This is a genomic window from Burkholderiaceae bacterium DAT-1 (genome assembly GCA_019084025.1).
GTDB lineage: Bacteria > Pseudomonadota > Gammaproteobacteria > Burkholderiales > Chitinimonadaceae > DAT-1.
Window position 1 is genome coordinate 106,419 of the sequence record JAHRBI010000001.1, and the last position, 25,904, is coordinate 132,322.

Consider the following 25,904-nt stretch of genomic DNA (forward strand, 5'->3'; position numbering starts at 1 on the left):
TGTATGCTGCACATTTAGAAACAACAAAGCCGGCATATGCCGGCTTTGTTTTGATCAAGCGACTCGCAGGTCAGCTATTTTCCTTGAAATCGATCTGTCTTTCCACCGTAAACTTCTCACCAGTGGACTCAAAACGCCATTTGGAGAGCGCGTTGACGACTGAACGATCAAACACACGGCGTGGTTTGGACTCGATGATATCAACCTTGGTTACCATGCCTTGCTCGTTCACCGTCATTCTTGCACGAACGGTGCCCGAGGAAATATCCTGACGTGCAGCTTCCGTTGGAAACTCTGGGCTGACACTCGAAACCAGCTTGATCGCTGCAGGCTTTGGTGCTTCAGGCTTAGGCTGAGGCGCAGCCTGAGCAACTTGCTGAGGCACCGGTGCAGGTGCTGCAACAACCGGAGCTGGTGCTGGGGCAACTGCAACAGGTGCCGGCGCAGCAGCAACCGCCGGGGCTTGAGCCACTGGCTTTGCATTGCTCACAACCGCAACAGGTGCGGGCGCAGCTTTGCGATCTTGCTTGCTGTCAGCTTGCTTAGTCTCTACTGGCGCTGGCTCAGCCTTTTTGTCTGCAGGGGAGAACCAACGGCTCGGATTGGGCATCACACCCAGAATCTTGTCGTTTGATTCGGTCTCAGCTTCGCTGATCGTCACGGTTTGACCTGCTGCATTTGTGGTAACCATGACTTCTTTGCCATGCTGCCCGGTAAATGCATAAAGACCTGCACCCACGGCAACCGCAACACCCGCAGCGTACGCCCACACAGGCAAACCGCTCTTTGTTGCTTGGGCCGCCTGACTATTTTTGGCGACACTTTCACCTATTGCCTGAAGCAGTTTGCTGCTTTCCAGCTTTTCGATATCGCGTGCCACACGCTCAATGTCGACAGTGTGGCCAGCGGCCAGTTTCCCTGCCAGATCTGAAACCGTTGCAGAACCATCCGCCCACTGCAACAGTTTGCGCTGATTCAGACTCAATCCGTGATTGGGTGTCTTGAGCTCAGACTCGCCTTGCTCGGTGCGGCGATAGACCGCTTGAAGATTCAGTTCACCCATGATTTTTCCTCAACTTGCTAATGCGTTTGCCCTGAGTGTCCTGACAAAATTGGACAACTCATTGTTGAGGTCGAGAATAACGGGGAATGGTTGCAACGTCACCACAAGATGCACAAATGCGGCATTTTGCTGTCAATAATGCGACAGTGTGTTTGACATGCACAGCCGTACCAAATCCGCAACAGGTTAGCCGATCAACGGCGTGTTTCCTGACGGGAAATATAGACGAGCGCAAACAAGGCTTGAATCAGATAGACGAGACTGGAAAGGGTGTGCCAGCTTTGGAATCCACCACCAAACACGCCTTCTGCGGCGTGATGCAATTGATTCTTCAGGTCAGCGATCACGGGAAAAATCAAGAAATGGTTCAGCAGAGTCAGACCCAGCATGGCAAGTAGAAGCCAGAACACAGTTTGTTTGAACGCGGCAAACCCATGCTCAATAAAGGACTGCAGAATGAGGTAGACCCCTGCCACCATTCCGACCCAGGCCATCATACGAAACATGACGCCGGCCACCCTGCCAGCAGTTGCGCTATCCAGCTCATGGAAGAGGATAGGCGCGACCAGCAATCCAGTGACCCACAAGCCCCCCATCCAGAATACAGTCAGAATGGCTGCAAGCGAACGTGACAAGGATGGCATGCGGGTCTCCTGCTACAGATCAGATGTATTTGACGTTCAGGACTTCGTATTCACGCAGGCCGCCCGGTGCAACGACTTCGGCTACATCGCCTTCGGACTTGCCAATCAGGGCACGGGCAATGGGTGAACTCACGGAAATCTTGGCAAGTTTAAGGTCAGCTTCATCATCACCCACAATCTGGTAAGTGACATGATCACCGGTTTCCAGATCCTCAAGATCAACCGTGGCACCGAAGACAATGCGGCCATCTGCATCGATTTCTGCCGGATTGATGATCTGGGCGTTGGACAGCTTGTATTCCAGTTCCTGAATACGACCCTCTACAAAGCCTTGGCGTTCCTTGGCTGCATCATATTCAGCATTTTCGGACAAATCGCCATGCGAACGTGCCTCTGCAATCGCCGCGATCACATTCGGGCGCTCCACGCTCTTCAAGCGCTGCAATTCGGCCTTTAACAAATCAGCGCCCACAACGGTCAGGGGTACTTTGATCATTTTATCTCTTCTCCCGGATGAGCGGATTTTGTCTCATCCTTAATACACTGTCGCATTGGCGACAGTCTCAGTAACAAGCCCGGCAACCTTTCAGTTGCCGGGCAAAAACAGAGCCGCCACGTTACCGCGGCGGCCAGGAGGGAATGGACGCTACCGCTTAAGCAAGCTGACGATGCAGGTCTTGCAGCGGGTACACACGCCATTCCTTCATATGCGCAATGCCATAGGCAGCAGCACGGGCACCAGCGATCGTGGTGTAGATCGGAACACGGCCCTTGAGTGCTTCATGGCGGATCGAATACGAATCCTGAATCGAAGCGCGGCGTTCGTCAACCGTATTCACGATCAAGGCGATTTCGCCGTTCTTGATCATATCCACGATATGCGGGCGGCCTTCCTTGACCTTGTTCACTGCAGTGACGGCTACGCCGGCAGCTGCAATCGTTGCAGCAGTGCCACGAGTAGCGACCACTTCCAGACCGGAATCGACCAGCATGCGCGCCACCTCAATGGCTGCGGCCTTGTCGGATTCACGCACGGAAATGAAGACCTTGCCGCTAGTCGGCAGACGTTCGCCTGCGGCCAGCTGAGATTTGGTGAAGGCCTCGGCGAACGACTCGCCAACGCCCATCACTTCACCGGTGGACTTCATTTCCGGTCCAAGAATTGTGTCAACGCCAGGGAACTTGATGAACGGGAAGACAGCTTCCTTCACCGAGTAATACTTCGGAATCACTTCACCCTGCACGCCTTGCGACGACAGCGACTGACCCACCATGCAGCGCGCTGCAATCTTGGCCAGCGGACGGCTGGTGGCCTTGGAAACGTACGGCACCGTACGCGAGGCTCGCGGATTCACTTCCAGCACGTACACGGTCTCGCCCTGAATGGCGAACTGCACATTCATCAGGCCGACGACGTTCAGACCCTTGGCCATCGCCACGGTCTGACGGCGCAACTCATCCTGCTTATCTGCGGACAGGCTGTACGGGGGCAGCGAACAGGCTGAGTCACCGGAGTGAACACCTGCTTGTTCGATGTGTTCCATGATGCCGCCAATAATGACTTCGGTGCCATCACTCAGCGCATCCACATCCACTTCGATCGCGTCGTTCAGGAAGCGATCCAGCAACACCGGGCTGTCGTTCGACACCTTCACGGCTTCGCGCATGTAACGGGTCAGATCATCTTCGCTGTGAACGATCTGCATGGCACGACCGCCGAGCACGTAGGACGGACGCACCACCAGCGGGTAGCCGATCTCTGCGGCCAGCACCAGCGCATCTTTTTCGTTGCGTGCAGTCGCATTTGGCGGCTGCTTCAGGCCGAGTTCGTGCAGCAGCTTCTGGAAGCGCTCACGGTCTTCAGCGGCGTCGATCATGTCTGGCGTGGTGCCGATGATCGGAACGCCATTTGCTTCCAGCGCGCGCGCCAGCTTCAGCGGGGTCTGGCCACCGTATTGAACGATCACGCCAGCCGGCTTTTCGACATGCACGATTTCCAGCACATCTTCCAATGTCAGCGGCTCGAAGTACAGACGGTCGGAGGTATCGTAGTCGGTCGACACGGTTTCCGGGTTGCAGTTGACCATGATGGTTTCGTAACCATCTTCGCGCAGCGCCAGTGCGGCATGCACACAGCAATAGTCGAACTCGATACCCTGACCGATACGGTTCGGGCCACCGCCCAGAATCATGATCTTCTTGCGGTCGGTCGGCTGGGCCTCGCACTCTTCCTCATAGGTCGAGTACATGTAGGCGGTATTGCTGGCGAATTCAGCCGCACAGGTATCGACACGCTTGTAGACTGGACGCACATTGAAGCTGTGGCGGCGGTTGCGCACGGCAGCTGCTTCAACGCCCATCAGCGTACCAATACGGCGGTCGGAGAAACCCTTGCGTTTCAGGCGACGCAGTTCGTCACCATCCAACTGATCCAGCGTGGAGGTACGCAGCGCAGCCTCATCCTTGAGGATGTCTTCGATCTGCACCAGGAACCAGCGGTCGATGCTGGTGTGCTGATGCACTTCTTCCAGCGTCATGCCGATACGGAAAGCATCTGCCACGTAGAGGATACGTTCCGGGCCTGCCGAGCGGATTTCCGCCAGAATGACATCGCGATCCGTGCTGCGTTCGTCAAAACCAGCCAGGCCGGTTTCCAGACCGCGCAGGGCCTTTTGCATGGACTCCTGCTGGGTGCGACCAATGGCCATCACTTCGCCGACCGACTTCATCTGCGTCGTCAGGCGATCGTTCGCTTGCGGGAATTTCTCGAAAGCGAAGCGTGGAATCTTGGTGACTACGTAGTCGATGGAGGGCTCGAACGAAGCCGGGGTCAGACCGCCGGTGATGTCGTTCTTCAGTTCATCCAGCGTGAAGCCCACGGCCAGCTTGGCGGCGATCTTGGCGATCGGGAAGCCAGTAGCCTTGGACGCCAGTGCGGACGAACGCGACACACGCGGGTTCATTTCAATAACGATCAAGCGACCATCAGCCGGATTGACCGAGAATTGCACGTTTGAGCCGCCGGTATCCACACCGATTTCACGCAGCACCGCCAGTGAGGCGTTACGCATGATCTGGTATTCCTTGTCGGTCAGCGTTTGCGCTGGCGCGACGGTAATGGAGTCACCGGTATGCACACCCATCGGATCGAAGTTTTCGATCGAACAGACGATGATGCAGTTGTCGTTGCGGTCACGCACGACTTCCATTTCGTACTCTTTCCAGCCCAGCAGCGATTCTTCGATCAGCAGCTCGTGAGTTGGCGAGAGGTCAAGGCCGCGCGTACAGATTTCCACGAACTCTTCGATGTTGTAGGCGATACCCCCGCCCGTGCCACCCATGGTGAAGCTCGGACGGATAATGGCCGGGAAGCCGACCTTGGCCTGAACTGCCAGCGCGTCTTCGAGGCTATGGGCAATGCCGGAACGCGCAGAACCCAGGCCAATCTTGTCCATGGCCAGCTTGAATTTCTGACGGTCTTCTGCCTTGTCGATGGCTTCCGGTGTCGCACCGATCAGCTCGACCTTGTACTTGTCGAGCACGCCATTGCGCCACAGATCCAGCGCACAGTTCAGCGCAGTCTGGCCACCCATGGTCGGCAGGATTGCATCCGGGCGTTCCTTGTCGATGATTTTCTCGACCACTTCCCAGCTGATCGGCTCGATGTAGGTTACATCGGCCATGTTCGGGTCGGTCATGATGGTGGCCGGATTGCTATTGACCAGAATGACCTTGTAACCCTCTTCGCGCAGCGCCTTGCAGGCCTGTGCGCCGGAGTAATCGAATTCGCAGGCCTGGCCGATGATGATCGGACCGGCGCCAATGATCAGGATGGACTTGATGTCAGTACGTTTTGGCATGGCGAGTCCTTATTGTTTTGCGGCGGCCATGGCGGCCGTGAAGCGGTCGAACAGGTAGGCCACGTCGTGCGGACCCGGGCTGGCTTCGGGGTGTCCCTGGAAGGAGAACGCAGGACGATCGGTCAGCGCGATACCCTGAACGGTGCCGTCGAACAGCGAGCGGTGCGTCACGCGCACATTGGCGGGCAGACTGGTTTCGTCGACCTGGAAGCCGTGATTCTGGCTGGTGATCATCACGCGGCTGGAGTCGAGATCCTGAACCGGGTGGTTTGCACCATGATGGCCGAATTTCATCTTGCTGGTTTTCGCACCGCTGGCCAGACCAAGCAACTGGTGCCCGAGACAAATGCCGAACACCGGCAGTTTCTTTTCCAGGAAGACCTTGATCGCGGCAATTGCGTAATCGCATGGCTCTGGATCGCCAGGGCCATTGCTGAGGAATACACCATCCGGATTCAGTTTCAGCACTTCTTCTGCAGACGTTTGCGCCGGCACGACGGTCAGCTTGCAGCCGCGTTCGGCCAGCATGCGCAGGATGTTATGCTTCACGCCGAAATCGTAGGCCACCACATGGAACTGGCTGCTGGCTTGCTGGCTATAGCCGCCTTCCAGTTTCCACTCGCGGGTGGTCCATTCGTATGCAGACTTGCAGCTCACTACCTTGGCAAGATCCTGACCAGCCATCGAGCCAAAGCCACGTGCAAGTTCAACCGCCTTCACCGGATCAATGTCGCCGGCCATGATGCAACCGGACTGAGCACCCTTTTCGCGCAGGATACGAGTGAGCTTCCGGGTATCAATATCGGCGATTGCAACAGTACCGGTACGCACCAGATAGGCATCCAGTGATTCTTCCGAGCGGAAATTCGACACCAGCAGCGGCAGGTCGCGCACAATCAGGCCGGCGGCGAACACACCGCTCGATTCCATGTCTTCCTGATTGATACCGACATTGCCGATATGCGGGTAGGTCAGCGTGACGATCTGCTTGCAATAGGAGGGATCGGTCAGAATTTCCTGGTAGCCGGTCAGTGCGGTATTGAATACCACCTCACCTACGGTATGTCCCGTGGCCCCAATGGCCGTACCATGAAACAGCGTACCGTCGGCGAGCGCGAGCAATGCTTTTGAACGTTTTGACACCAGCGGCTCCTGCATACAAAAAGGTGAACAAAGGGTCTTCCCCATTATAGGCGTGGGTAAGCGACTGGCAGATACCAGCAGATTAACGCGTGCATTTCGCGCGCGTAGCAAAACGGGACAGGCTTCCACCTATCCCGTTTGAGTCGCCGAAGACCTTGTATTGGATGGCGCGTATTTTAGCGTTTTTGCAACTTTTCGGCAATCAAAACCCGCTGAAACTTGACGCAAGACCTCGATCTAATTCATCAACTTGCGTGAGGTGCAGGTAATACGCGCTTAAGTTGCGGGTGCATCGAGTAATCGCTCGATGTCCGAGACAATCGATTCCGGTTTGGTGGTCGGCGCGAAACGGTCGACTACCTGTCCATTGCGATCAACTAGAAATTTGGTGAAATTCCACTTGATGCCCTCCGTACCCAGCACGCCTCTGGCAGATGACTTCAGGAACTGCCACAGCGGGTGCGCTTCGGCGCCATTGACATCCACTTTGGCAAACATAGTGAAGCTGACGCCGTAGTTCTTCTGACAGAAAGCACCAATCGCCACCTCATCTCCCGGCTCCTGGGCTCCAAACTGATTACACGGAAAACCCATAACAACCAGACCACGATCGGCAAACTGGCGATGCAATGCTTCAAGCCCCTCGTATTGCGGCGTAAAGCCACACTCGCTGGCCGTATTGACGATCAGCAGCACTTTGCCGCGCCACTGATCAAAGTCAACCTGACTACCATCCAGCATATTTGCTGAAAAATCATACACAGTTTGCGCCATCGCTCTTTCCCTTATCGTGTCGAGTATCACAATTTCGAACATTACCACATAGACTTAAACTGTCCCCAGACGGAACAGACTGCTACAATCGACGGTTCTGTTTGTATGCCCGCCGGTGCACCCATATGTTCAATCCTTCCCGTGATCAGGCTCGCCAGTTCCTGTTTGATGCCTGGCAGAAGTTCCGCGCCCAGCAAGCACTGACCGACTTGGAAAAGATCGCTGCCAGCATTCTGGCTGAACATCCCGAGTATCACGCGATTTTCGAGCATCCGGATCGCACATCGGAACGCGAATATCACCCGGAATCCGGTGAAACCAATCCATTTCTGCATATCTCCATGCATCTGGCCATGGAAGAGCAATTGTCGATTGACCAGCCTGCGGGTGTGCGTGCGCTATTCGAGCAGCTGTGCGTAAAAACCGGCAATCGCCACGATGCACAGCACGAAATGATGGATTGTCTGGCCGAAATGATCTGGCATGCGCAACGCAATCGTACGGAGCCGGATGCCAATATCTACCTAGGTTGCCTGCGCCGCAAGTGTGGCCTGTCAACCGAGGCCTGATCGCCCCTAGTTTCCGTCCCCGCCGCGCCGCTTTTTGCCATTTTTGTCGTCATCACGGGTCGGATCATCTTCCGGACGCAGGTGCCTGTCGCGCTCAACCAGTTTGCGCCAGTCTGCAATTTGTGCATCCACTGCCGACATCTGGTAAAAATCGCTGCCAAGGCGACGGGCAATCTGTAGTTGCTCGATTGCGGGTACCCACTGCTTGCGCGCCGCATAGAAATCGGCCTGCGCCTTGTGCATGCGGAAAGTGTCTTTCATCCTGGAATAAATATCGGCCAGACGCTTGTAGAGGTCGGGCTCATCCAGTTTCTGGTCGATAAGGTGTCGAAGCCGATCTTCGGCGTCCTGCAGCTTACCCTGCTGAATATCGACATCCACCAATCCATACGATGCCGCTAGCGATGAAGGAAAGCGTTCGTGTGCGTCCTTGTAAAGTGCACGCGCCTCATCCCATTGGTGCTGTTGCAACCGGATCTGCCCGGCCAGCGTCATCAGCATGGGATGACGACGTGGCGCCGCGTTGCGAGCCAACTCCAACTCCCGCCAGGCCTCTTCCAGCCGGTTTGCACGACTCAAGGCATAGGCAAAGCCATAGTGCTGCGCGGCTTCATCTGCGTATTTCTTCTGAGCGGTTGTACTGGTGTAAAACGTGAGTGCATCACTTCTACCGAGATAGAGCGTACGCACCTTCTCCCGGACATAACGATAATCTTCGCTGTCCGGCACCTGCTTATACGGGAACTGCTCGGCACGCTGCAAGCTGTCGGAAATACGCTCGCTATTGACCGGGTGAGTACGCAAAAATGCCATGGCGCCATTATCGACTGCCGCATAGAAACGCTGCATTCTGTCAAAAAAGGTAGGCATGGCGCGGCCATCAAATCCGGATTTTTCCAGGACTTGCATACCAATGCGATCTGCTTCGCGTTCGAAATCACGCGAAAATGAGAGGTAGCTCTGCATCACAGCACTTTGCGAGGTCGCAATTGCTGCTTCGGCAACTGCACCGTTATTGCGCGCAGCCATAATGCCTGCCACCAGTCCGGCCAGCGCCAGATACTGTGTCCCCTTCTGACTTTCAAGCATCCGGGCGTAATGATGCTGCGTCACGTGAGATACTTCATGTGCCAGCACTGCAGCCAATTCGGACTCGTGCTGAGTCAGCACAATCAGCCCGCTATTCACGCACACCACCCCACCGGGAATGGCAAATGCATTGATCTGTGCATCGTTAAGCACAAAAAAGCGGAAAGGCTGACGGTTATCAGCACTTGCGGATACCAGTGCATACCCGAAACGCTGCATGTAACCCGCAATTTCTGGATCATCGACGACATCGCCGGACAATCGCAATTCGAGCGTCACCTGCTCAGCAATTTTTCGTTCATCGTTACCAGATACATCTGCCGCCGCACTGTCCCCCAGATCGGGTAAATCACCAGCAAGGACAGCGCTGACCAGCAGTGCCAGCATCAGCATACGGGTAGACTTGGTTTTCATGCTGCTTATGATAAGTTCACACTCGAATCGGTTCCACCTTTACAACGATTCCGGATGATTTTGCAAAAGCGCATGCGACTTCCCGACATTCAAGCAAGCAATCAATTTACAATCAAATCCTCCTTCGCACACTGATTTGCCTAACGCCATGCGCACTCATCTGCCCGCAGCCCCCGCCTCAACCTGCCTGAATGGTCAACCTGCGTTTACTGCTTTTTCCGGCACCATGCGCGAGGTGAGCTGGCCGGTTCAGGGATTGGGATCTTGGTCAAAACGCTTTCATCATAAGCGCTGGCAATACGCCGCCATCGCGCTGGAGAGCCACTTTATCGGATTGGCGATTGTAGATGTCGGCTGGACATCCAGCGCTTTTGCCTACGTCTTTGATCGGCAAACACGCGAAGTGGTGGCAGGCATATCCGCGCTGGGAACCCCGCTTGCATCGACAGTTGTCGGTGATATACCGTTCAGTGATTGCACCTTTACAAAAGGCAGTGAGCAGATCTCTTTTAACCGTGACGGATGTGCACTGGATATCCACCTACGGGGGAAAAATCTGGTACTGGATGCGCGTGTCAGCCTAGGTAGTGCGCCCATTTTCGGCTGTATTGCACCCGCAAACTGGTTAGCTCATTCGACACATAAATCCGGCGGACTCAGTACAACTGGCTCACTGGTGCTGCATGGTCGAGATATTGATTTAGATGCTGCAGTCACCAGTCTCGACTATTCGAATGGCCTGCTCGCCCACCGCACCCAATGGCAATGGGCCAGCGCACATGGCAGGGAGATCGGTTTTAATCTGCAGGCGGGCTATATGGGTGAAGCGGAAAATGCAGTATGGCATGCCGGTCGAGTGTGGATGATCGGCGAGGTCGCATTTTCCTTCGATCCAGTGCACCCGCTGAATCCTTGGCAAATACGCGCCGATGATGGCAGCCTGGATCTAGTCTTCCATCCCGAAGGGGCACGTCGGGAAAACAAGAATCTGATCATTGCCGCCAGCCGCTACATTCAGCCGATCGGCACATTTACGGGCACACTTCGCGATCCGGACAACGGGCATACCATACAGATAGATCGGCTATGCGGGGTCACGGAAGATCACTCGGCGCGCTGGTAGGTTTCGGCGCGGGATTGCGCAATGGCGAGCGCGCCTATGAGGTCATCCTGCACTCCTGCCTCTCCCAGCAGAGCCGATACCCCCGCCTCATCCAGTAAGGCGTGCATTTCCCAGCCTACACTGGCCAGTATCAGCCGCTTTTGCTGGCCGGTTAGCCTTAAAGCCAATTCTTCTAGCGCCAGCATGCCGGATGTATCCAGCAGCGTCATCCGGTGCAATTGCACGATGACGGTATGGATGTCATTTGCCCTTGCAGACTGCATGACTTCGTCCAGCTTGCCAGCTGCACCGAAAAACAGCGCACCTTCCACGCGATACACCAGTGTGCCGGATGGAATGATCTTGCCGTGAATGGAGTGATGCTCGAACAGATGTGAATGCCCCACATCCAACTGCTGGATAGTGGTTTGTGCGGCCATGCGCTGAATGAAAAATACCCCCGCCAGCAAGAGTCCAATTTCAATCGCCACAGTTAGGTCAAATAGCACGGTAAGCGCAAAGGTGAGCGCCAGCAGGAAAGTGTCGCGAACGGGGTAATGCCAAGCCTTGCGAATATCCCAATCGCCCATTTTGATTGAGACGGATACCAGAATCGCAGCCAGTCCGGCGAGTGGAATATACGCAGCCAGCGGTGCTGCCAGCAGCATCACCAGCAAGACACTGAGCGCATGAATGATGCCCGCAACAGGTGTGCGACCACCGTTGTGAATATTAGTGGCCGTGCGGGCAATCGCACCCGTTGCTGCAATCCCGCCCAGCAACGGGCTGGCAATATTGGCGATACCCTGCGCAACCAGCTCCTGATTGGCATCATGTCGGTCACCGGTCAGCTGATCTGCCACCACCGCACACAATAATGACTCAATGGCACCCAGCATGGCGATTTTGAAGGCCGGAGACAGCAATTCGGAAAAATGGTGAATATCAAACACCAGCGGTGTAAGCGGCGGTAATCCCTGTGGTATGCCGCCAAATCGACTACCAACGGTTTCAACTGGCAACTGCAGTCCCCACGCCAATAAAGTTGAACCGATCAGAGCAACAAATGGCGCAGGTAGAACAGCATTCAAGCGCTTCGGCCAGAGCAGAATCAGCAGGAGGCACGCACCCGCCAGCGCTAGCGTGACAGGTTTGAATGCAGGTATTGCCGTATGCAACGCGGGAAGCAAATGCCAGACGTCGGAAGGAAGCGGGGTGGGTAAGCCAACAAAATCACGAATCTGGCTCAAGAAGATGATGACAGCGATGCCGTTTGTGAAGCCTGTAATGATTGGCATCGGGAAAAATTTCATCACATCGCCGGCACGCACCAGCCCCATGACCAGCAGCATTACCCCTGCCATGACAGTCGCAACCGCCAGATTGACGATACCGTACTGCACAACAATGGCGTGTAGCACCACGATATAGGCGCCAGTTGGTCCACCAATCGACAGGCGCGTACCACCCAGTGCGGAAATCAGGAAACCGGCAACAATCGCCGTAAACAAACCTGCCTGCGGCGGAACGCCACTGGCAATCGCAAAAGCCATGGCAAGCGGCAATGCCACAATTGCTACAGTTAGTCCTGCCCAGAGATCCCCGCGGAAATCCATGACCGAATAGGCATGCAGGTACCGGCCAATTGCAGGACGCAGGCCGGGTAATGTAGAGAGTCGTTCGGATAAAGGTGTCATCGTACATCCCGTGGACGTCGATCAGAATGCGCCAGCTATATAACAGGCGCGCTTACGTACCCTCTGTCTAGCATAGCGCCGAAACCAATAAAAAACGCGCGGTCAGTTACCGCGCGTACTGAGTTGTTGCAGGATTGCCGCTTAAGGCTTGGCAGCCGACTTTTGTTCGCTTGCCGGATCAAGTGCACGGTTAAGCATGACTGCGATACGTGCACCCGCTTTGACCAGCTGCATACGGATGACCGGCAGTGCCTGCTGGATATAGGGTGCAGGCAGCCCCGTCAGATTGTTGATCATGGTGTACGGTGCCTCGCACGTAAAATGCGGCAGTGCTCCATAGACGCGTTCACGCCCAAGTGCGTTATTTTCCTTGAGCCAGGTCGCCACATCATTTGCCTGATACAGCGCAATTCTATCCTTGCCCTGCTCCATCAGTTCAGCCACATATTCGCCTTCATTCCGGCCACGCATATCGGTACGCACCAGTTGAGTATCCCAGGCGCTATGCAGGTTATCCCAGTTTTTTTCGCCAAATTTGACCGAATTCCCACCCTTGTCGTGGTTATCCGACGCGTGCAGGGGCTGCTGGATGTCACCGACCATATGCACGATCATTTTCAGGGCTTCGGTACGATCTTCTTTGCTCTGACTGGCATCTGCCAGGATCGCCATGCTCACCTTGATCCGCTCACTCGCACAGTTGCCGTCCTTGCACTCGTGCGGCTCGTTGCTGCACACCTCGATATCGTCATAATGCCATTGCGGAGAACCGGGATATTTCCTTGCCAGCGCGGGACGCTCTTCATCCATCCAGGTTGCAGCAGTTGCCAGATCCGGCACACCGCCCAGCAAATCGGCCACGGCGACTTTTGCGCGCGGTGTCAGCAACTGCTCGGCAATCTGGCCGGTGGCGCGGTGTCCTTCCCGTCCCCAGGCCAGTGCAGCAGGAGATATCGCGGCGCCAATCAGCGCCATCAGCAAGCCTGTCGCAATCTTCACTTCTAACCTCTCTGCAATTTCATGCATCATTCATGTTGATTGCGTATTGTTGCATTTGTACTGACGCGTTACCATGCGCAATTGCGCGCAATATTTGCGGCGCTGTTTTTACTTCTGATACCGGATTGCCGTTTATCCATGAAACTGATTGCTTCGCTGACTAGTCCCTATGCCCGGAAGGTGCGTATCGCTTTGATTGAAAAGCGAATCGAATGCCCGCTAGAAGTGGATATTCCCTGGGAAGCAACCACACATGTGCCTGAGCACAACCCGCTGGGCAAGGTACCGGTGCTGGTATTCGACGATGGCAATACGCTGTTTGATTCGCGTGTGATCGTGGAATATCTGGATGCGATTTCGCCAGTGAATCAACTGATTCCGAAGGATCACCGTCCCGCCATTGCTGTCAAACGCTGGGAAGCCCTGGCTGATGGCATTTGCGACGCTGCCGTGGCAGTCTTTCTGGAGCGCAAGCGCCCGGAAACCCTGCGCAGTGAATCGTGGATCGAACGCCAGTTGAGCAAAGTAAATGCAGGTCTTGCCGCGATGTCGCGCGATCTGGACGACAAGCCGTGGTGTAACGGCGAATCGTTCACGCTGGCGGACATTGCCGTGGGCATGTGTCTGGGTTATCTGAATTTGCGGTTCAGTGAAATCAACTGGGCCGAGCAGTATCCGAATCTGGCAAGGCACTATGAGAAACTGATGCAACGCCCAGCGTTCATCGAGACTCAACCGCCAAGCAACTAAAGCCAGACTGCAAATAAGATCGAAACAGCCGATACTGCAAGGGCCGCCGTTTGCGGCCCTTGATCATTCGGGCGTTGCCAATTGGCGCACGTTTAATGCGCCATCCACTCGCAGCAGGGGTGCTGCACTGGAGAACATCATGAAATTCCGCTTCCCCGTCGTCATCATTGACGAAGATTTCCGCGCCGACAATTCGAGCGGCTTTGGCATTCGCGCGCTGGCGCAGGCCATTGAAACCGAAGGCTTCGAAGTCATCGGCGTGACCAGCTATGGCGACATGACAGGCTTCGCGCAGCAGCAGTCGCGCGCCAGTGCCTTCATTTTATCCATCGACGACGAGGAGTTCGTGGGCACCGTGCCCGGCGAAGAAACCCCGGCCATCCAGCAGCTGCGTGCCTTCATGGAAGAAATCCGCTTCAAGAATGCGGATATCCCGATCTTCCTGTACGGCGAAACCCGCACCACCCGCCACATCCCGAATGATGTGCTGCGCGAGCTGCATGGTTTCATCCACATGTTCGAAGATACGCCGGAATTCGTGGCGCGCTCGATTGTGCGCGAAGCCCGCCACTATCTGGACTCGCTGGCACCGCCCTTTTTCCGCGCCCTGCTGCATTATGCACAGGATGGCTCCTACAGCTGGCACTGCCCGGGTCACTCGGGTGGCGTGGCCTTCCTGAAGTCGCCTGTTGGCCAGATGTTCCACCAGTTCTTCGGTGAAAACATGCTGCGCGCCGACGTGTGTAACTCGGTTGATGAACTGGGCCAGCTGCTGGATCACACCGGCCCGGTCGCTGCATCCGAGCGCAATGCTGCGCGTATCTTCGGCTCGGATCACCTGTTCTTCGTCACCAACGGCACGTCGACCTCCAACAAGATGGTCTGGCACGCCACCGTGGCGCCGGGCGATATCGTGGTGGTGGACCGCAACTGCCACAAGTCGATTCTGCATTCGATCATGATGTGCGGCGCAACGCCCGTCTTCCTGATGCCAACGCGCAACCATTACGGCATTATCGGCCCGATTCCGCTGAGCGAATTCCAGCCGGAAACCATCCAGAAAAAGATCGAAGCCAATCCCTTTGCACGCGAGGCACTGGCCAAGCGTCCGGGCAGCAAGCCGCGTATTCTGACCATCACGCAATCGACTTACGACGGCGTGCTGTACAACGTGGAAATGATCAAGGAAGTGCTGGGCGACACCATCGACACCCTGCACTTCGATGAAGCCTGGCTGCCACATGCGGCCTTCCACGATTTCTATCGCAATATGCATGCGATTGGCCGCGACCGCCCGCGTTCCAAGGACGCCATGGTGTTCGCGACGCAGTCGACCCACAAGCTGCTGGCCGGTCTGTCGCAAGCCTCGCAGATTCTCGTGCAGGAATCGGAAACCCGTCAGCTGGATCGCCATCGCTTCAACGAAGCCTACCTGATGCACACCTCCACGTCGCCACAGTACGCGATTATCGCCAGCTGCGACGTGGCCGCTGCGATGATGGAAGCCCCTGGCGGTACCGCACTGGTGGAAGAATCCATCGCCGAAGCACTCGACTTCCGCCGCGCCATGCGCAAGGTGGATGCCGAATACGGCGACAGCTGGTGGTTCAAGGTCTGGGGTCCGGAGTATCTGGCAGAGGAAGGTGTAGGCTCGCGTGAAGACTGGGTACTGCACGCAGGCGACGACTGGCACGGCTTCGGTAATCTGGCCGACGGCTTCAATATGCTCGACCCGATCAAGGCCACCGTTATCACACCGGGCCTGAATCTGGATGGCGCATTTGACGCTACCGGCATTCCGGCAGGCATCGTAACCAAGTATCTTGCCGAACATGGCGTGATCGTGGAAAAGACCGGCCTTTACAGCTTCTTCATCATGTTCACCATCGGCATCACCAAGGGTCGCTGGAATACACTGGTGACCGAACTGCAACAGTTCAAGGACGACTACGACCAGAACGCCCCGCTGTGGCGCGTGCTGCCGGAATTCGTGGCCAAGCATCCGCGCTACGAGCGCGTCGGGCTGCGCGATCTGTGCCAGCAGATTCACGAAGTCTATCGCGACAACGACGTGGCGCGCCTGACCACTGAAATGTATCTAAGCGATATGGTGCCGGCGCTGAAGCCTGCCAAGGCCTTTGCCAAGATGGCGCACCGCGAAATCGAACGCGTGCCGCTGGACGAACTGGAAGGCCGCATCACCGCTATCCTGCTGACCCCTTATCCGCCGGGCATTCCGCTCTTGATTCCGGGCGAGCGTTTCAACAAGACAATTGTGGATTACCTGAAGTTTGCTCGCGCCTTCAACGAACGCTTCCCCGGCTTTGAGACCGATATTCACGGTCTGGTGAAGGGTGACGACGGCGTGTACTACGTGGATTGTGTCAGTCAGGAAAGCTAAACCTGATCCCCTGCACCGCAACGCAAAAGCCCGTCTATGACGGGCTTTTTGTTTGCTGCCGAGTACGCCGCTGCGCATGCCTATTTGAATAAATGCTTAAATAATCCGCTATCAGGGCAGGTCACCATTGTCTGTGGTCTAGGGCCAAGCCCGAACGGGTGATTGTTCTCAATGACCACACAACTCGTTTTGTTTCCAGTCTTTGTTACTGCAAGCACCTGTCCATTCTGCATCTTCAATGTTCGGACTTCGCTATCAATCGTTCCAAATACTTCCTGGATGTCGGCTGCAAGCTTTTTCCTGCTTTCCGGTTCAGGCAGCGCCTCAGGCTGGCTAGGCAGGCGCGCGCGGTTCCGCATGCCCGCATGAAAGTCCTTCTGGGGTGCCTCGCCACCAACAGGACTGGCAGGCTGTGCAAATGGATCTTTGATCGTAAACAAGCGCACATTGGGGGCAGTCTCTTGCCGGACTGAATCGCCTGGCGAGTTTTCCGGCGGCGCATTCTGAACAGGTTGGCTCAGGTGCGCGGGCTGGGATGCCCGTTTCACTGGATGTGACGATATGGTCGTTTCTACTTGCCGGACAATCCGGGCGACTTCGTGCACCGGCACCTGAACTGCCTCGTCTGGCGCAGCCCTTTTATCCAGCGTCACGTCAAAGCTTGTTTCCTTACCGATCTGCACAGTGGGTGTCCAGCGCACATAGGCGAGCAACAGCCCGTGCACAATAACGGACAACGCCAGCGTCAACCAGACCCGGCGGGGGATGGACTCAAGGGGAAAAGGGGCGGTTGCGGACATGATGGACTTGGAATCACATCCGCCTGACAAGTTCCGGAAGATTAGTCCTGTTCAAGCAAAACAGTTGCGATTGCCGTATTGCCGCCATTTCGGTATTCGAGCGAGGAAAAGCTCATGACCTTTGCCATGGAAATGCCGCGACCATTTGGATCAAATGCCCGCGCCGGATCAAAATCCATGTATTTCTGCCAGTCAAAACCCTTGCCCTCATCGACCACTTCGATTTGCAGCGCATTCGCAAGACGGCTCAAGGCGACACGGACAAATTTGCGCGAGAACTCTGGCAAATCGAGCCGAGCATTGATTTCATCCGCCCATCGACCTTCGTGCATCAGCTGCTTTTTCTCGTCGTAAGTCACGCCGAGATTGCCATGTTCGATGCCATTGATGATCAACTCGGTGAGACCTAGCGCCACCCGTTCTGGCTGTCCGGTCATCTTGCCGATCAGCACCGCAACGCGCTGTGCTTCGTGCAACCTGGAAATCCGGAACTCGGCGGAGTGTAGCGTCGCCAATCCCTCAAGCGGCTTTTCAACTGCTTCGCGTACCGTCTTGGCTGAGCGGAACTGCCCCACTGCGGCTGCGACAATCGCCAGCAGCATTTCCCGCTCGAAGGGCTTCGTCAGGTAGTAATATGCGCCTGCTTCCATCCCTTCGCGAATGGCCTCGGGCGCACCCACAGCAGTCTGCAGAATCACTGGCAGTATCGTGAGTTCTGCATGATTCTTGATCCGCTGCAGCACTTCCAGCCCGTTCATGCGCGGCATCATCCGGTCGAGCAGAATCGCTTCGTAGCGACTGCCGTGATCCTGAAGCATCTGCCACGCAGATTCGCCATCTTCCGCTGTCTCGATTTCGTATCCTGCATCACCCAGATGCTCGGACAAGATCTCCAGATTGAAAGGCTCATCATCGACAAGCAGCAGCTTGGCTTTTTCCATCTTGTACTCCAGGCAAACTCGAATCAGGACGCAGACGTCCCATACCTACTCTTGTTATCGCATTAAATGCCAGCGCTTGCCAGCCTGCGCGCTACGCGGCAGCTAGAGCGTCATGGTCTCTGCCGCCGCACCTGACTTCTGCCCACGAACGGGGAGACAGACCACCAGCCGTGCCCCCTGCTGCTCACGGTTTTCTGCCTCGATTGTGCCTCCATGCGCCAGCACTATTTCGCGACAGATTGCCAGTCCAAGTCCAGTTCCACCCGCGCCCGTATGGGTTTTGGAGGACTGAATAAACTTATCGAATACGGCCTCCAGCTCTTCGGGCGGGATACCCACGCCCTGATCTTCGACGAGCAGCATAATACGATCACCCACCTGACGAATGGTCAGATCAACCACGCCACCATCCGGGCTGTACTTGATCGCATTCGCAACCAGATTACGAACAACTTGAGCCAGACGGAATGGATCACCCCACATCGGTGACTCCTGTTCATTGGCATGCACTAGCAATTCGACCTGTTTGGGTCGGGCTATCGTGCGCAACTCCTCACAGACTTCACCAACAACATGGCGTAACAGGAGCATCTGCATTTCATAGCGCATTTTGCCTGATTCAAGCTTGGCCAGATCAAGTAGATCATTCAGGATATGCAAAAGACGCAAACCACTCTGATGGATGCGTTCGAAGAAGTGGACAATTTTCGGTACTTCGAGCGTACGCGATTTAGTTTGCCCCAGATCCGCAAAACTCAGAATGGCATGCAAGGGCGTGCGCAATTCGTGTGACATATTCGCCAGGAATTGTGATTTTGCACGATTGGCCGACTCGGCTCCCTCTTTGGCTTCCTTGAGTGCGGCCTCGGCAGCACGCTGCTCACCCACATCCTGATAAATCCAGATCGCGCCATTATGCGGATTTTCATTATCAATTGACTTGCCGAAGGCATCGCACAGGATGTCCCCACCGTCTGCGGCTCGGAAAATCATTTCAACGCGGACTACCTCACCGGTAATCAACTGAGTATATAAGCGCTGTTCCGTTGCCTCGAATTGCGTTGGGTCAGCCAGTAGATTGCGCGCCGACTGATTTTCCATTTCCTCGCAGCTATAGCCAAACAGCGTTTCAAAGGCTCGATTCACTTCAACAAACCGACCTTGTGACTGCAGCGCCATAGGCAATGGACTGGCAGCGAAGAGCGAACTCAACTCGGCGGTACGATCCCGCACCAAGTCCGCAAGGTGATCTCTGTGCTGAATCAGTTCGGCCTCGATCCGTTTGCGCTCGGTGATATCACGCACCATAAGCAAGGCTTCGCCATCCGGCATGGGTGTGACACGCGCTTCGAAATACCGCTGACTATCTTCCTGTTTCAGCACGTATTCGAATGTCGCCATCTGGGCGCGATGCATAAGCGTGGCATGCTCAAGGCGGTTGGCTGCCTCAATCGGGAATGCCCATTTAAAATGGCTCCCCTCGCAACTATCCGGCAGACCAAAATGCGATGCGGGTACTTGTGATCGGCAATCAGTAATAATGCCATTGCCGTTGAGCTGCATCATCAGATCGGGAATGGCCTGCAGCATCGCCAAATTACGGCGTTCGGCACGTTCCATGGCAAGTTCGGCCGCCTTCCGGCCCGAGATATCGAGTAAAGACCCTGCCACCCCCGGTCGGTTGTCGAAAATAATGGGCTTGGCTGTCAAAAGCGCGTGGAAGAAGGAGCCATCATGACGACGCATCAATAATTCGGTCGGTTTGCCCGCATCTTCATGATCCATATCGAGCGCATCGACCAGCAATCTCTGCCCTTGCTCGCTCACCAATTGGGCCAAGTCCACCTTTTCTACGAGCGCAGCAGGTGCCAGCCCGAAGTAATTGCCAAACGTCGGATTGACGTAGCGGAGTACACCATCCTGCTGAACATAGATGCCAATAAAGGCTGCATCCAGAATGGCCCGGTGCTTGTACTCGCTCTCGAACAGCATGCGCTCTGCACGTTTGCGGTCGGTGATATCTCTGATCAGCACCACATAATGCCGTGAATGCGATAGATTCAATTCGTTGAATGACAATTCAATGGGGAATGCCCCTCCAGCCTTGCGCCTCCCCAGCATTTCCCGGACATTGCGCCCACCGGGCACCGCCGATCCGCCACTTAGAAACTGAATGATCGTGTCGTCCTGACGATGCCGGTAAGACTGGAATAATGCGGTCAGCGGCGTGCCCAGCATTTCCTGACTGTCGCAACCAAACATTTCCTCGGCAGCATGATTGAATAGCTGGATATTGCCGCGATCATCGACCAGTAACAGCGCATCGACTGCGCTGTCGATAATGGAGCGCAGCCGAAGACTATCTTCGTCGCTTTCCGAGAGGCGCGCTTGCATCTCCGTCATGCGTGCTGTGTTTGCCTCGTGCTGCTCCTGCAAGCGAACCAGATTGGGATCTCGGCGGGTCACCCATGCATAGGCCATGGCAACCGCGAAACTGAGCAGCAGTCCGGAAACCCTTAGAGCCAGCGAATCTGCAGACATACTGTCCGATAAACGGGCATCGTCTGTTCGCGACTCGAGACGCAGAGTACGCCCCCCGATCTCAATGTGCTGCTTGGCAATGACCGAGGCGGGCAAATTGGCATTGTCGACATCGCGCGGTACAACCGGTTCGACCCGATCCCGATCGGTGACATCAAACCAGAAATCACCAATTGGCTGCTTAGTTGAATCGAGATGCTGGAATACTGCTGGCGTGAGGATCACACCACCAATCAAATCCGGCGCCTCCGGACTGGCATACATCGCGACATAGACAATCTCGCCCTGCAGGGAATGAATCGGAGCACTCAGCACCAGCTTGCCTGGCTTCATTGCAGCAATCGCGGCCGCAAATTCGGGCTCGACAGCCAAATTCTGGCCGTTTGCCAATCGAATCCGATCAACATCATGGCCATGCATAATGGCAACATAGCGCGGCCGGGTTTCATCAATCACCATCGCACCGGCACGGTTTCGCATGCGGATGACGTAGGATGGATAGACCGTCCGCATACCGGCCTCAAATTCACGCCGGTTGTCCCCGTTTACAACATGCGCAACAAATACGCCTCCGACGCCTGTGAGTCGTTCAAGGGAAGAGGAAAAGCGCTGCAGGCCGTCACGCTGCTTATGTACCTGCTCGGTGGCGGCAAAGCGCGCCAGTGCTTCGGCGGTAGAGGTGCTCGACAAAAACAGGTTTGCGCCGTTGCGCAAGCGCATTTCGCCCTGCAATCTTGCAGTATCCAATAGGCGGGCTTCACCCTCGCGCTGACGCCACGCGTCGAGCGCAAAAGTCAGTCCGACGCCGAGAATAAAAATCAGCGAAGCCGAGCGCAACCGCGTCCTCAAGGTGAACGACCCTCCAGCTCCTCGTACAGCGCAACAAATTGTTGGGACAATTTATGCTTGGGATCGAGGTGAATCATGGGTTTGCCATACTCATGTGATTCGCGAATTTTCACGGATGAAGATAACATCGCGTTGCATACGGGCAATCCTTCGGCTCGTAGTGCCTCCACCATGCGAACCGGCAGACTGGCTCGTGGCTGGTATTGATTCACCACAATCCCCTCAATGCTCAGATCAGGGTTATGATCAGCCTGAATCTCGCTCACATTGCTCCTCAAGGCATATAAGGCCTGTCTCGAAAACTCATCGCAATCAAATGGTATCAAGCACCGGTCTGCAGCAATGAGTGCTGATTGCGTAAAGAAATTATAGGCAGGCGGCGTATCAATGAAGATACGATCATAGTCATCTGACAGACCGTTTAGCGCCTCGCGCAGCTTATATATTTTGTGCCGGCTTTCCAGCTTGGCCTGTAGATCATTGATTTCGGGGTGAGAACAGATCACGGACAGATTGTCCCAATCGGTGGTGACCACATACTCACGTGCGGGTCTCGGCCGCAAGGTCAGCGCCAGGGTCTGCTCGAAAAAATCAGCAATGGTGAGTTCAACACCTTCAATTGCATCACCCAGCAGATAGCGGCTGGCATTACACTGCGGATCCATGTCAATCAATAATGTCCGCTGTCCCTGACTGGCGGCAATCGCGGCCAGGTTAACGGCGATCGTAGACTTTCCTACCCCACCCTTCTGATTAAAAATGACGCGCTTCATATCGGCCTCACAACTCATTCTGGTTTGACTGCGGGAGCATGCAATTCGCTTCCCGCATCTTGCCAGCCTTGCTGCAGTGCGGCAAACCCGATGTTGCGTATCCGGAACGGGTAATGGTCGACACGTAAGCAGCACCGTGGCAAAGTGTTGCACCCTCGATATCCTGCGGTTTTTACCATGTCTTTTCTGCAAGAACCTGCATTTCAGCATGGCCGGTCGCCCAGAACCGGGATTCTGCTGATCAACCTTGGCACGCCGGATGCGCCCGACGCAAAAGCGCTCAGACCCTATTTGAAGCAATTTCTGAGTGATCAGCGGGTGGTCGAGATTCCGCGCCTGCTTTGGTGGCCGATTCTGAATCTGATCATATTGAATACCAGACCCGCTCGCAGCGCCGAAAAATACCGCAGCATCTGGACGCCGGAGGGCTCGCCTCTAGCCGTTTACACTCGCCGATCTGCCACCCTGCTTCAGGGACGCATGGGTGAAAGTCTGTCGCCAACCATCGCGGTGCGCTATGCCATGCGCTATGGCAATCCGTCGGTGAGCGATACGCTGATGGCCATGAAAGCGGACGGGGTGGAACGCGTACTGGCGGTACCGCTCTATCCGCAATATGCGGCTTCATCGACAGGAAGTGCCATGGATGCGGTGGCGACAGCCATCCAATCCATGCGGAATCCTCCTGAAATCCGCCTGATCAAGCATTTTCACGATCACCCCGCCTATATTCGCCTGATGGCCAGCCGTATCGAAGAGCATTGGCAGCAGCATGGCCGTGGCGATCATCTATTGATGAGTTTTCATGGCGTGCCACGGTTTTCGCTCGACAAAGGTGATCCGTATCACTGTGAATGCCATAAGTCTGCGCGTCTGATTGCCGAAGCACTGAGGCTGAACAAGGACGAATATACGGTGTGTTTCCAATCCCGCTTTGGCAAAGCCGAGTGGCTCAAGCCCTACACCAGCGAGGTACTCATGCGCTTGGGGCAGGCGGGAACACGCGCACTGGATGTCGTCTGTCCGGGATTTGTCGCAGATTGCCTGGAGACGCTTGAAGAGATTGCCATTGAGGGCAAGGAAACCTTCCAGCATGCCGGTGGCGGCGACTACCGCTATATTGCCGCCCCCAACGATGGACATGACTGGATTGCAGCCTTGTCCGATATTGTCACGCCACATCTGGGTGGCTGGGTACTTGATGCAGACAAAAGCGAGCTGTCCCGGCAACAGTCGCTTGCTCGCGCACTGGGCGCCAAGCAGTAGTGATCGTGGGATGGTTTATTTAACAGGCACACCTCTAAACCACGCGTGATCCGCGCGGGCGATCATTTCTCGGTCGCCGCGCGTATCGCCATAGGCATGTAAAACAGCCGGCGGATGATCCCCCCACCACGCAGCGAGACGACTCACCTTTTCCGGCCCCCAGCAGTTACGCCCTGCCAGATTGCCGGTGAACACTCCGTTTTGCCATTCCATTTCGGTAGACAGTACCGTTTCAAATCCATGCCTGGCCGCCCAGTAGCGCAAATACAGACTGGGCGACGCAGAGACCAGTACGACGCGATGTCCCTGATTCTGATGCCAGCGAATTCGCTCACGCATTTCCGGACGCACCATTGACTCAAGCGTGCCTTCTGCAAATTGCTTTGCAGCCGCATCCAGATCAGCATATGACCTGCCCTTGAGCATTGCCCCCAAAAGCTGCTCTTTGGCGGAATGACGGCTAATAATCTTCAAGAAAGCCAGACACAGCCAGGGCGAAGACTGAAGCGCCCCGCCAATCAACCCGTGCCAGCCAGACAGCTCGCGCAAAAACACCTGCAGACTGTCACCGGTGGTAATCGTGCCATCGAAATCAAATGCGGCCAGTGTGTAGGGTGGACAGGATTCGGTCATGTTGGATGCCTCGTGTGCGTTGAACGGAAAATGCCCGCCAGTAAGGCGGGCATTTTGCTGGTATCGACCGTTCGCTTAATAGACGTAAGGTGTAGGCATTACGTTATTGGACTTCAGCATCATACGGCCAATCTGACGATAATTGGCCAGACCCTGCACAGGCTGGTCAACCGGGCTGCCAGAGAAGGTCAGAATGATGTTGTAGTTGTCGTACTGGCTCACCGCTGGAGAGGAGATGCGACCCAGATAGAAGTTATTCGACGCAGGTGCTGTCACAACCGGAACGGTAGCAGGGTAAACCGTGGTACCTACCGTCACATTCTTGATCGAAGCAATCGGCTTGTCGGCACCATTGATGATCGTCCATGTCAGAGTGTCGGTACTTTCTGCATAAGCGACAAAGTGCTGACCATCCGAATTGGCATCCAGACAGTTACCGCCCGTGAAGAACAGACCATACTTGCCATTGCCCATATTGACGACGGTACCGTTGGAACCCACATAGCGGATCTTGTCGTATCCAACAGCGGTTGAATCATTCAGGCCAGTTGCTACGCCACGATCAACGAAAGTTTTGCCATCATAGGTATCAGCAACGCGAACCGTGATGATGTCATGGTTTGGCTGGGCAACAGCTGCCGCACCTGCCGGCGCAACCGGCTGAACAGGGCACTGCAACTTCGGATCCATGGCGGTGACGCCAGTATTGTCGCCGTTCACAATCTTGGAGAGATACAGTACACGGGTACCGCCAGAGCTAGCAGCAGGAATCACAGCCAGAATACCTGCCGGGTTCAACAGGCCAAATGTGCGTGTTTGCAGGCTGGCTGCAGTCGCACCGACCCATTGCAGCGGCGCAGCAGGCTGAGCGGCCAATGCCGCAGTCGACAGACCCAGAGGCTGAACCAGCAGTTGCGCACTGGAATCAGTGTTGTTTGTCGAATGATCCACGGCATACATATAGGCAGATGTACCCACGGTCATGACGTAGGGCTTGCCCACGCCGCCGTCAGTCGGGTTCAGGCTCGCGCTATTCGCCGGACAGGCTTCGGTCAGCACTGCAGCTTCCTGCTGATACTTCCAGGTCTTGCCACCATCGGTCGATGCTGCAGCCACAATGCTCTCGTTCAGACCATAGGGGCGGTAATCGAAAAATGCCTGCAAAGTCAGGCCGGTTCCGACGACTTGAACCGATGCATAAGGATTCATTGCCGCGACGCCCGGATTGCGCGTGCGCAGGCCATTGGCATTACAGTAACCAAACGATGGATTCTTGGCGATATCAGTATTGCCGGTCGCCAGTTGGGTCAGCGTCCAGGGGCCACCACCGATCGTCGATGCCGTCGGTGCCTCTACCACGCTCCATGCTGTGGTTGGCGTAGTGGTATTCGGATTATCCGGCGAAGTTGTCTTGGAATTACAACCAGCAAGCAGCGCGCCCAGTACGGCAGCTGCACACAGCGTTCTTTTCATCATGACTCCCGATTGCTCCCCGGCATCCATTGCCGTGAGTTAAGTGTCTGCTCTTCAGCGCGCATTCTCACCGTTTGCGGCCTGTTTAGGCAAGAAGAAGCGCACTATATACCAACAAGGGCA

General features: G+C 55.6%; 20 protein-coding genes. 5 read left to right on the top strand and 15 right to left on the bottom strand.

Annotated elements, in window-relative coordinates; all coding sequences use genetic code 11:
- Nucleotides 1-70: 70 nt before the first annotated feature.
- The 6 genes from KSF73_00535 to KSF73_00560 all read right to left on the bottom strand — a co-directional run bounded on the left by KSF73_00535 (nt 71) and on the right by KSF73_00560 (nt 7,484).
- Nucleotides 71-1,063, bottom strand: a complete 993-nt coding sequence (locus KSF73_00535) for an energy transducer TonB (GenBank protein ID MBV1774191.1) — start codon at nt 1,061-1,063, stop codon at nt 71-73.
- Nucleotides 1,064-1,257: 194 nt separating this feature from the next.
- On the bottom strand, nt 1,258-1,707 hold the full coding sequence (locus KSF73_00540; protein MBV1774192.1) for a DUF4149 domain-containing protein: 450 nt from the start codon (nt 1,705-1,707) through the stop codon (nt 1,258-1,260).
- 19 nt (nt 1,708-1,726) lie between these two features.
- On the bottom strand, nt 1,727-2,203 hold the full coding sequence (greA, locus tag KSF73_00545) for a transcription elongation factor GreA (GenBank protein MBV1774193.1): 477 nt from the start codon (nt 2,201-2,203) through the stop codon (nt 1,727-1,729).
- Between the two features lie 157 nt (nt 2,204-2,360).
- The gene (gene carB, locus KSF73_00550; GenBank protein MBV1774194.1) at nt 2,361-5,567 is read right to left on the bottom strand and encodes a carbamoyl-phosphate synthase large subunit; all 3,207 of its coding nucleotides are present in this window, start codon (nt 5,565-5,567) and stop codon (nt 2,361-2,363) included.
- Nucleotides 5,568-5,576: 9 nt separating this feature from the next.
- On the bottom strand, nt 5,577-6,725 hold the full coding sequence (gene carA, locus KSF73_00555) for a glutamine-hydrolyzing carbamoyl-phosphate synthase small subunit (protein ID MBV1774195.1): 1,149 nt from the start codon (nt 6,723-6,725) through the stop codon (nt 5,577-5,579).
- Nucleotides 6,726-6,986: 261 nt separating this feature from the next.
- Nucleotides 6,987-7,484 (bottom strand): glutathione peroxidase, encoded by a 498-nt coding sequence (locus KSF73_00560; protein ID MBV1774196.1) that lies wholly within the window; start codon nt 7,482-7,484, stop codon nt 6,987-6,989.
- 125 nt (nt 7,485-7,609) lie between these two features.
- On the opposite strand from KSF73_00560, the gene KSF73_00565 reads away from it, so the two are divergent.
- Entirely contained in the window at nt 7,610-8,053 is a 444-nt protein-coding gene (locus KSF73_00565; protein MBV1774197.1) for a DUF1841 family protein, read from the top strand.
- 6 nt (nt 8,054-8,059) lie between these two features.
- On the opposite strand, the gene KSF73_00570 is transcribed toward KSF73_00565, so the two are convergent.
- Nucleotides 8,060-9,556 carry a M48 family metalloprotease gene (locus KSF73_00570; protein ID MBV1774198.1) on the bottom strand — a complete coding sequence of 499 codons (1,497 nt, stop codon included), beginning with the start codon at nt 9,554-9,556 and terminating at the stop codon, nt 8,060-8,062.
- Nucleotides 9,557-9,704: 148 nt separating this feature from the next.
- Here KSF73_00570 and KSF73_00575 point away from each other — a divergent pair, with 148 nt between their 5' ends.
- On the top strand, nt 9,705-10,679 hold the full coding sequence (locus KSF73_00575) for a DUF2804 domain-containing protein (protein ID MBV1774199.1): 975 nt from the start codon (nt 9,705-9,707) through the stop codon (nt 10,677-10,679).
- Here KSF73_00575 and KSF73_00580 read toward each other — a convergent pair.
- Together KSF73_00580 and KSF73_00585 are read right to left on the bottom strand one after the other, a co-directional pair.
- Complete coding sequence (locus KSF73_00580; GenBank protein ID MBV1774200.1) at nt 10,661-12,355, bottom strand: STAS domain-containing protein; 1,695 nt, start codon at nt 12,353-12,355, stop codon at nt 10,661-10,663. The genes KSF73_00575 and KSF73_00580 overlap by 19 nt on opposite strands.
- A gap of 141 nt (nt 12,356-12,496) precedes the next feature.
- Entirely contained in the window at nt 12,497-13,354 is an 858-nt protein-coding gene (locus KSF73_00585) for a S1/P1 nuclease (GenBank protein ID MBV1774201.1), read from the bottom strand.
- A 138-nt stretch (nt 13,355-13,492) separates the two neighbouring features.
- On the opposite strand from KSF73_00585, the gene KSF73_00590 reads away from it, so the two are divergent.
- Both KSF73_00590 and KSF73_00595 read left to right on the top strand, forming a co-directional pair.
- Complete coding sequence (locus KSF73_00590) at nt 13,493-14,104, top strand: glutathione S-transferase (protein ID MBV1774202.1); 612 nt, start codon at nt 13,493-13,495, stop codon at nt 14,102-14,104.
- A 139-nt stretch (nt 14,105-14,243) separates the two neighbouring features.
- The gene (locus tag KSF73_00595; GenBank protein MBV1774203.1) at nt 14,244-16,505 is read left to right on the top strand and encodes an arginine/lysine/ornithine decarboxylase; all 2,262 of its coding nucleotides are present in this window, start codon (nt 14,244-14,246) and stop codon (nt 16,503-16,505) included.
- Nucleotides 16,506-16,585: 80 nt separating this feature from the next.
- On the opposite strand, the gene KSF73_00600 is transcribed toward KSF73_00595, so the two are convergent.
- The 4 genes from KSF73_00600 to KSF73_00615 all read right to left on the bottom strand — a co-directional run bounded on the left by KSF73_00600 (nt 16,586) and on the right by KSF73_00615 (nt 22,409).
- Nucleotides 16,586-17,305, bottom strand: a complete 720-nt coding sequence (locus KSF73_00600) for a hypothetical protein (GenBank protein MBV1774204.1) — start codon at nt 17,303-17,305, stop codon at nt 16,586-16,588.
- 41 nt (nt 17,306-17,346) lie between these two features.
- Nucleotides 17,347-18,246, bottom strand: coding sequence for a response regulator (locus KSF73_00605; protein ID MBV1774205.1), 900 nt, complete (start codon nt 18,244-18,246; stop codon nt 17,347-17,349).
- A 102-nt stretch (nt 18,247-18,348) separates the two neighbouring features.
- The gene (locus KSF73_00610) at nt 18,349-21,636 is read right to left on the bottom strand and encodes a PAS domain S-box protein (GenBank protein MBV1774206.1); all 3,288 of its coding nucleotides are present in this window, start codon (nt 21,634-21,636) and stop codon (nt 18,349-18,351) included.
- The gene (locus KSF73_00615; protein MBV1774207.1) at nt 21,633-22,409 is read right to left on the bottom strand and encodes a ParA family protein; all 777 of its coding nucleotides are present in this window, start codon (nt 22,407-22,409) and stop codon (nt 21,633-21,635) included. The genes KSF73_00610 and KSF73_00615 overlap by 4 nt, the downstream gene beginning before the upstream one ends.
- Nucleotides 22,410-22,586: 177 nt before the next feature.
- Between KSF73_00615 and hemH the strand changes: the two genes are divergently transcribed.
- Nucleotides 22,587-23,675 (top strand): ferrochelatase, encoded by a 1,089-nt coding sequence (gene hemH, locus KSF73_00620; protein ID MBV1774208.1) that lies wholly within the window; start codon nt 22,587-22,589, stop codon nt 23,673-23,675.
- A 15-nt stretch (nt 23,676-23,690) separates the two neighbouring features.
- On the opposite strand, the gene KSF73_00625 is transcribed toward hemH, so the two are convergent.
- Together KSF73_00625 and KSF73_00630 are read right to left on the bottom strand one after the other, a co-directional pair.
- Entirely contained in the window at nt 23,691-24,308 is a 618-nt protein-coding gene (locus KSF73_00625) for an HAD-IB family hydrolase (protein ID MBV1774209.1), read from the bottom strand.
- Between the two features lie 75 nt (nt 24,309-24,383).
- Nucleotides 24,384-25,781: a hypothetical protein gene (locus tag KSF73_00630; GenBank protein ID MBV1774210.1), complete on the bottom strand. Its 1,398-nt coding sequence runs from the start codon at nt 25,779-25,781 to the stop codon at nt 24,384-24,386.
- Nucleotides 25,782-25,904 lie beyond the last annotated feature (123 nt).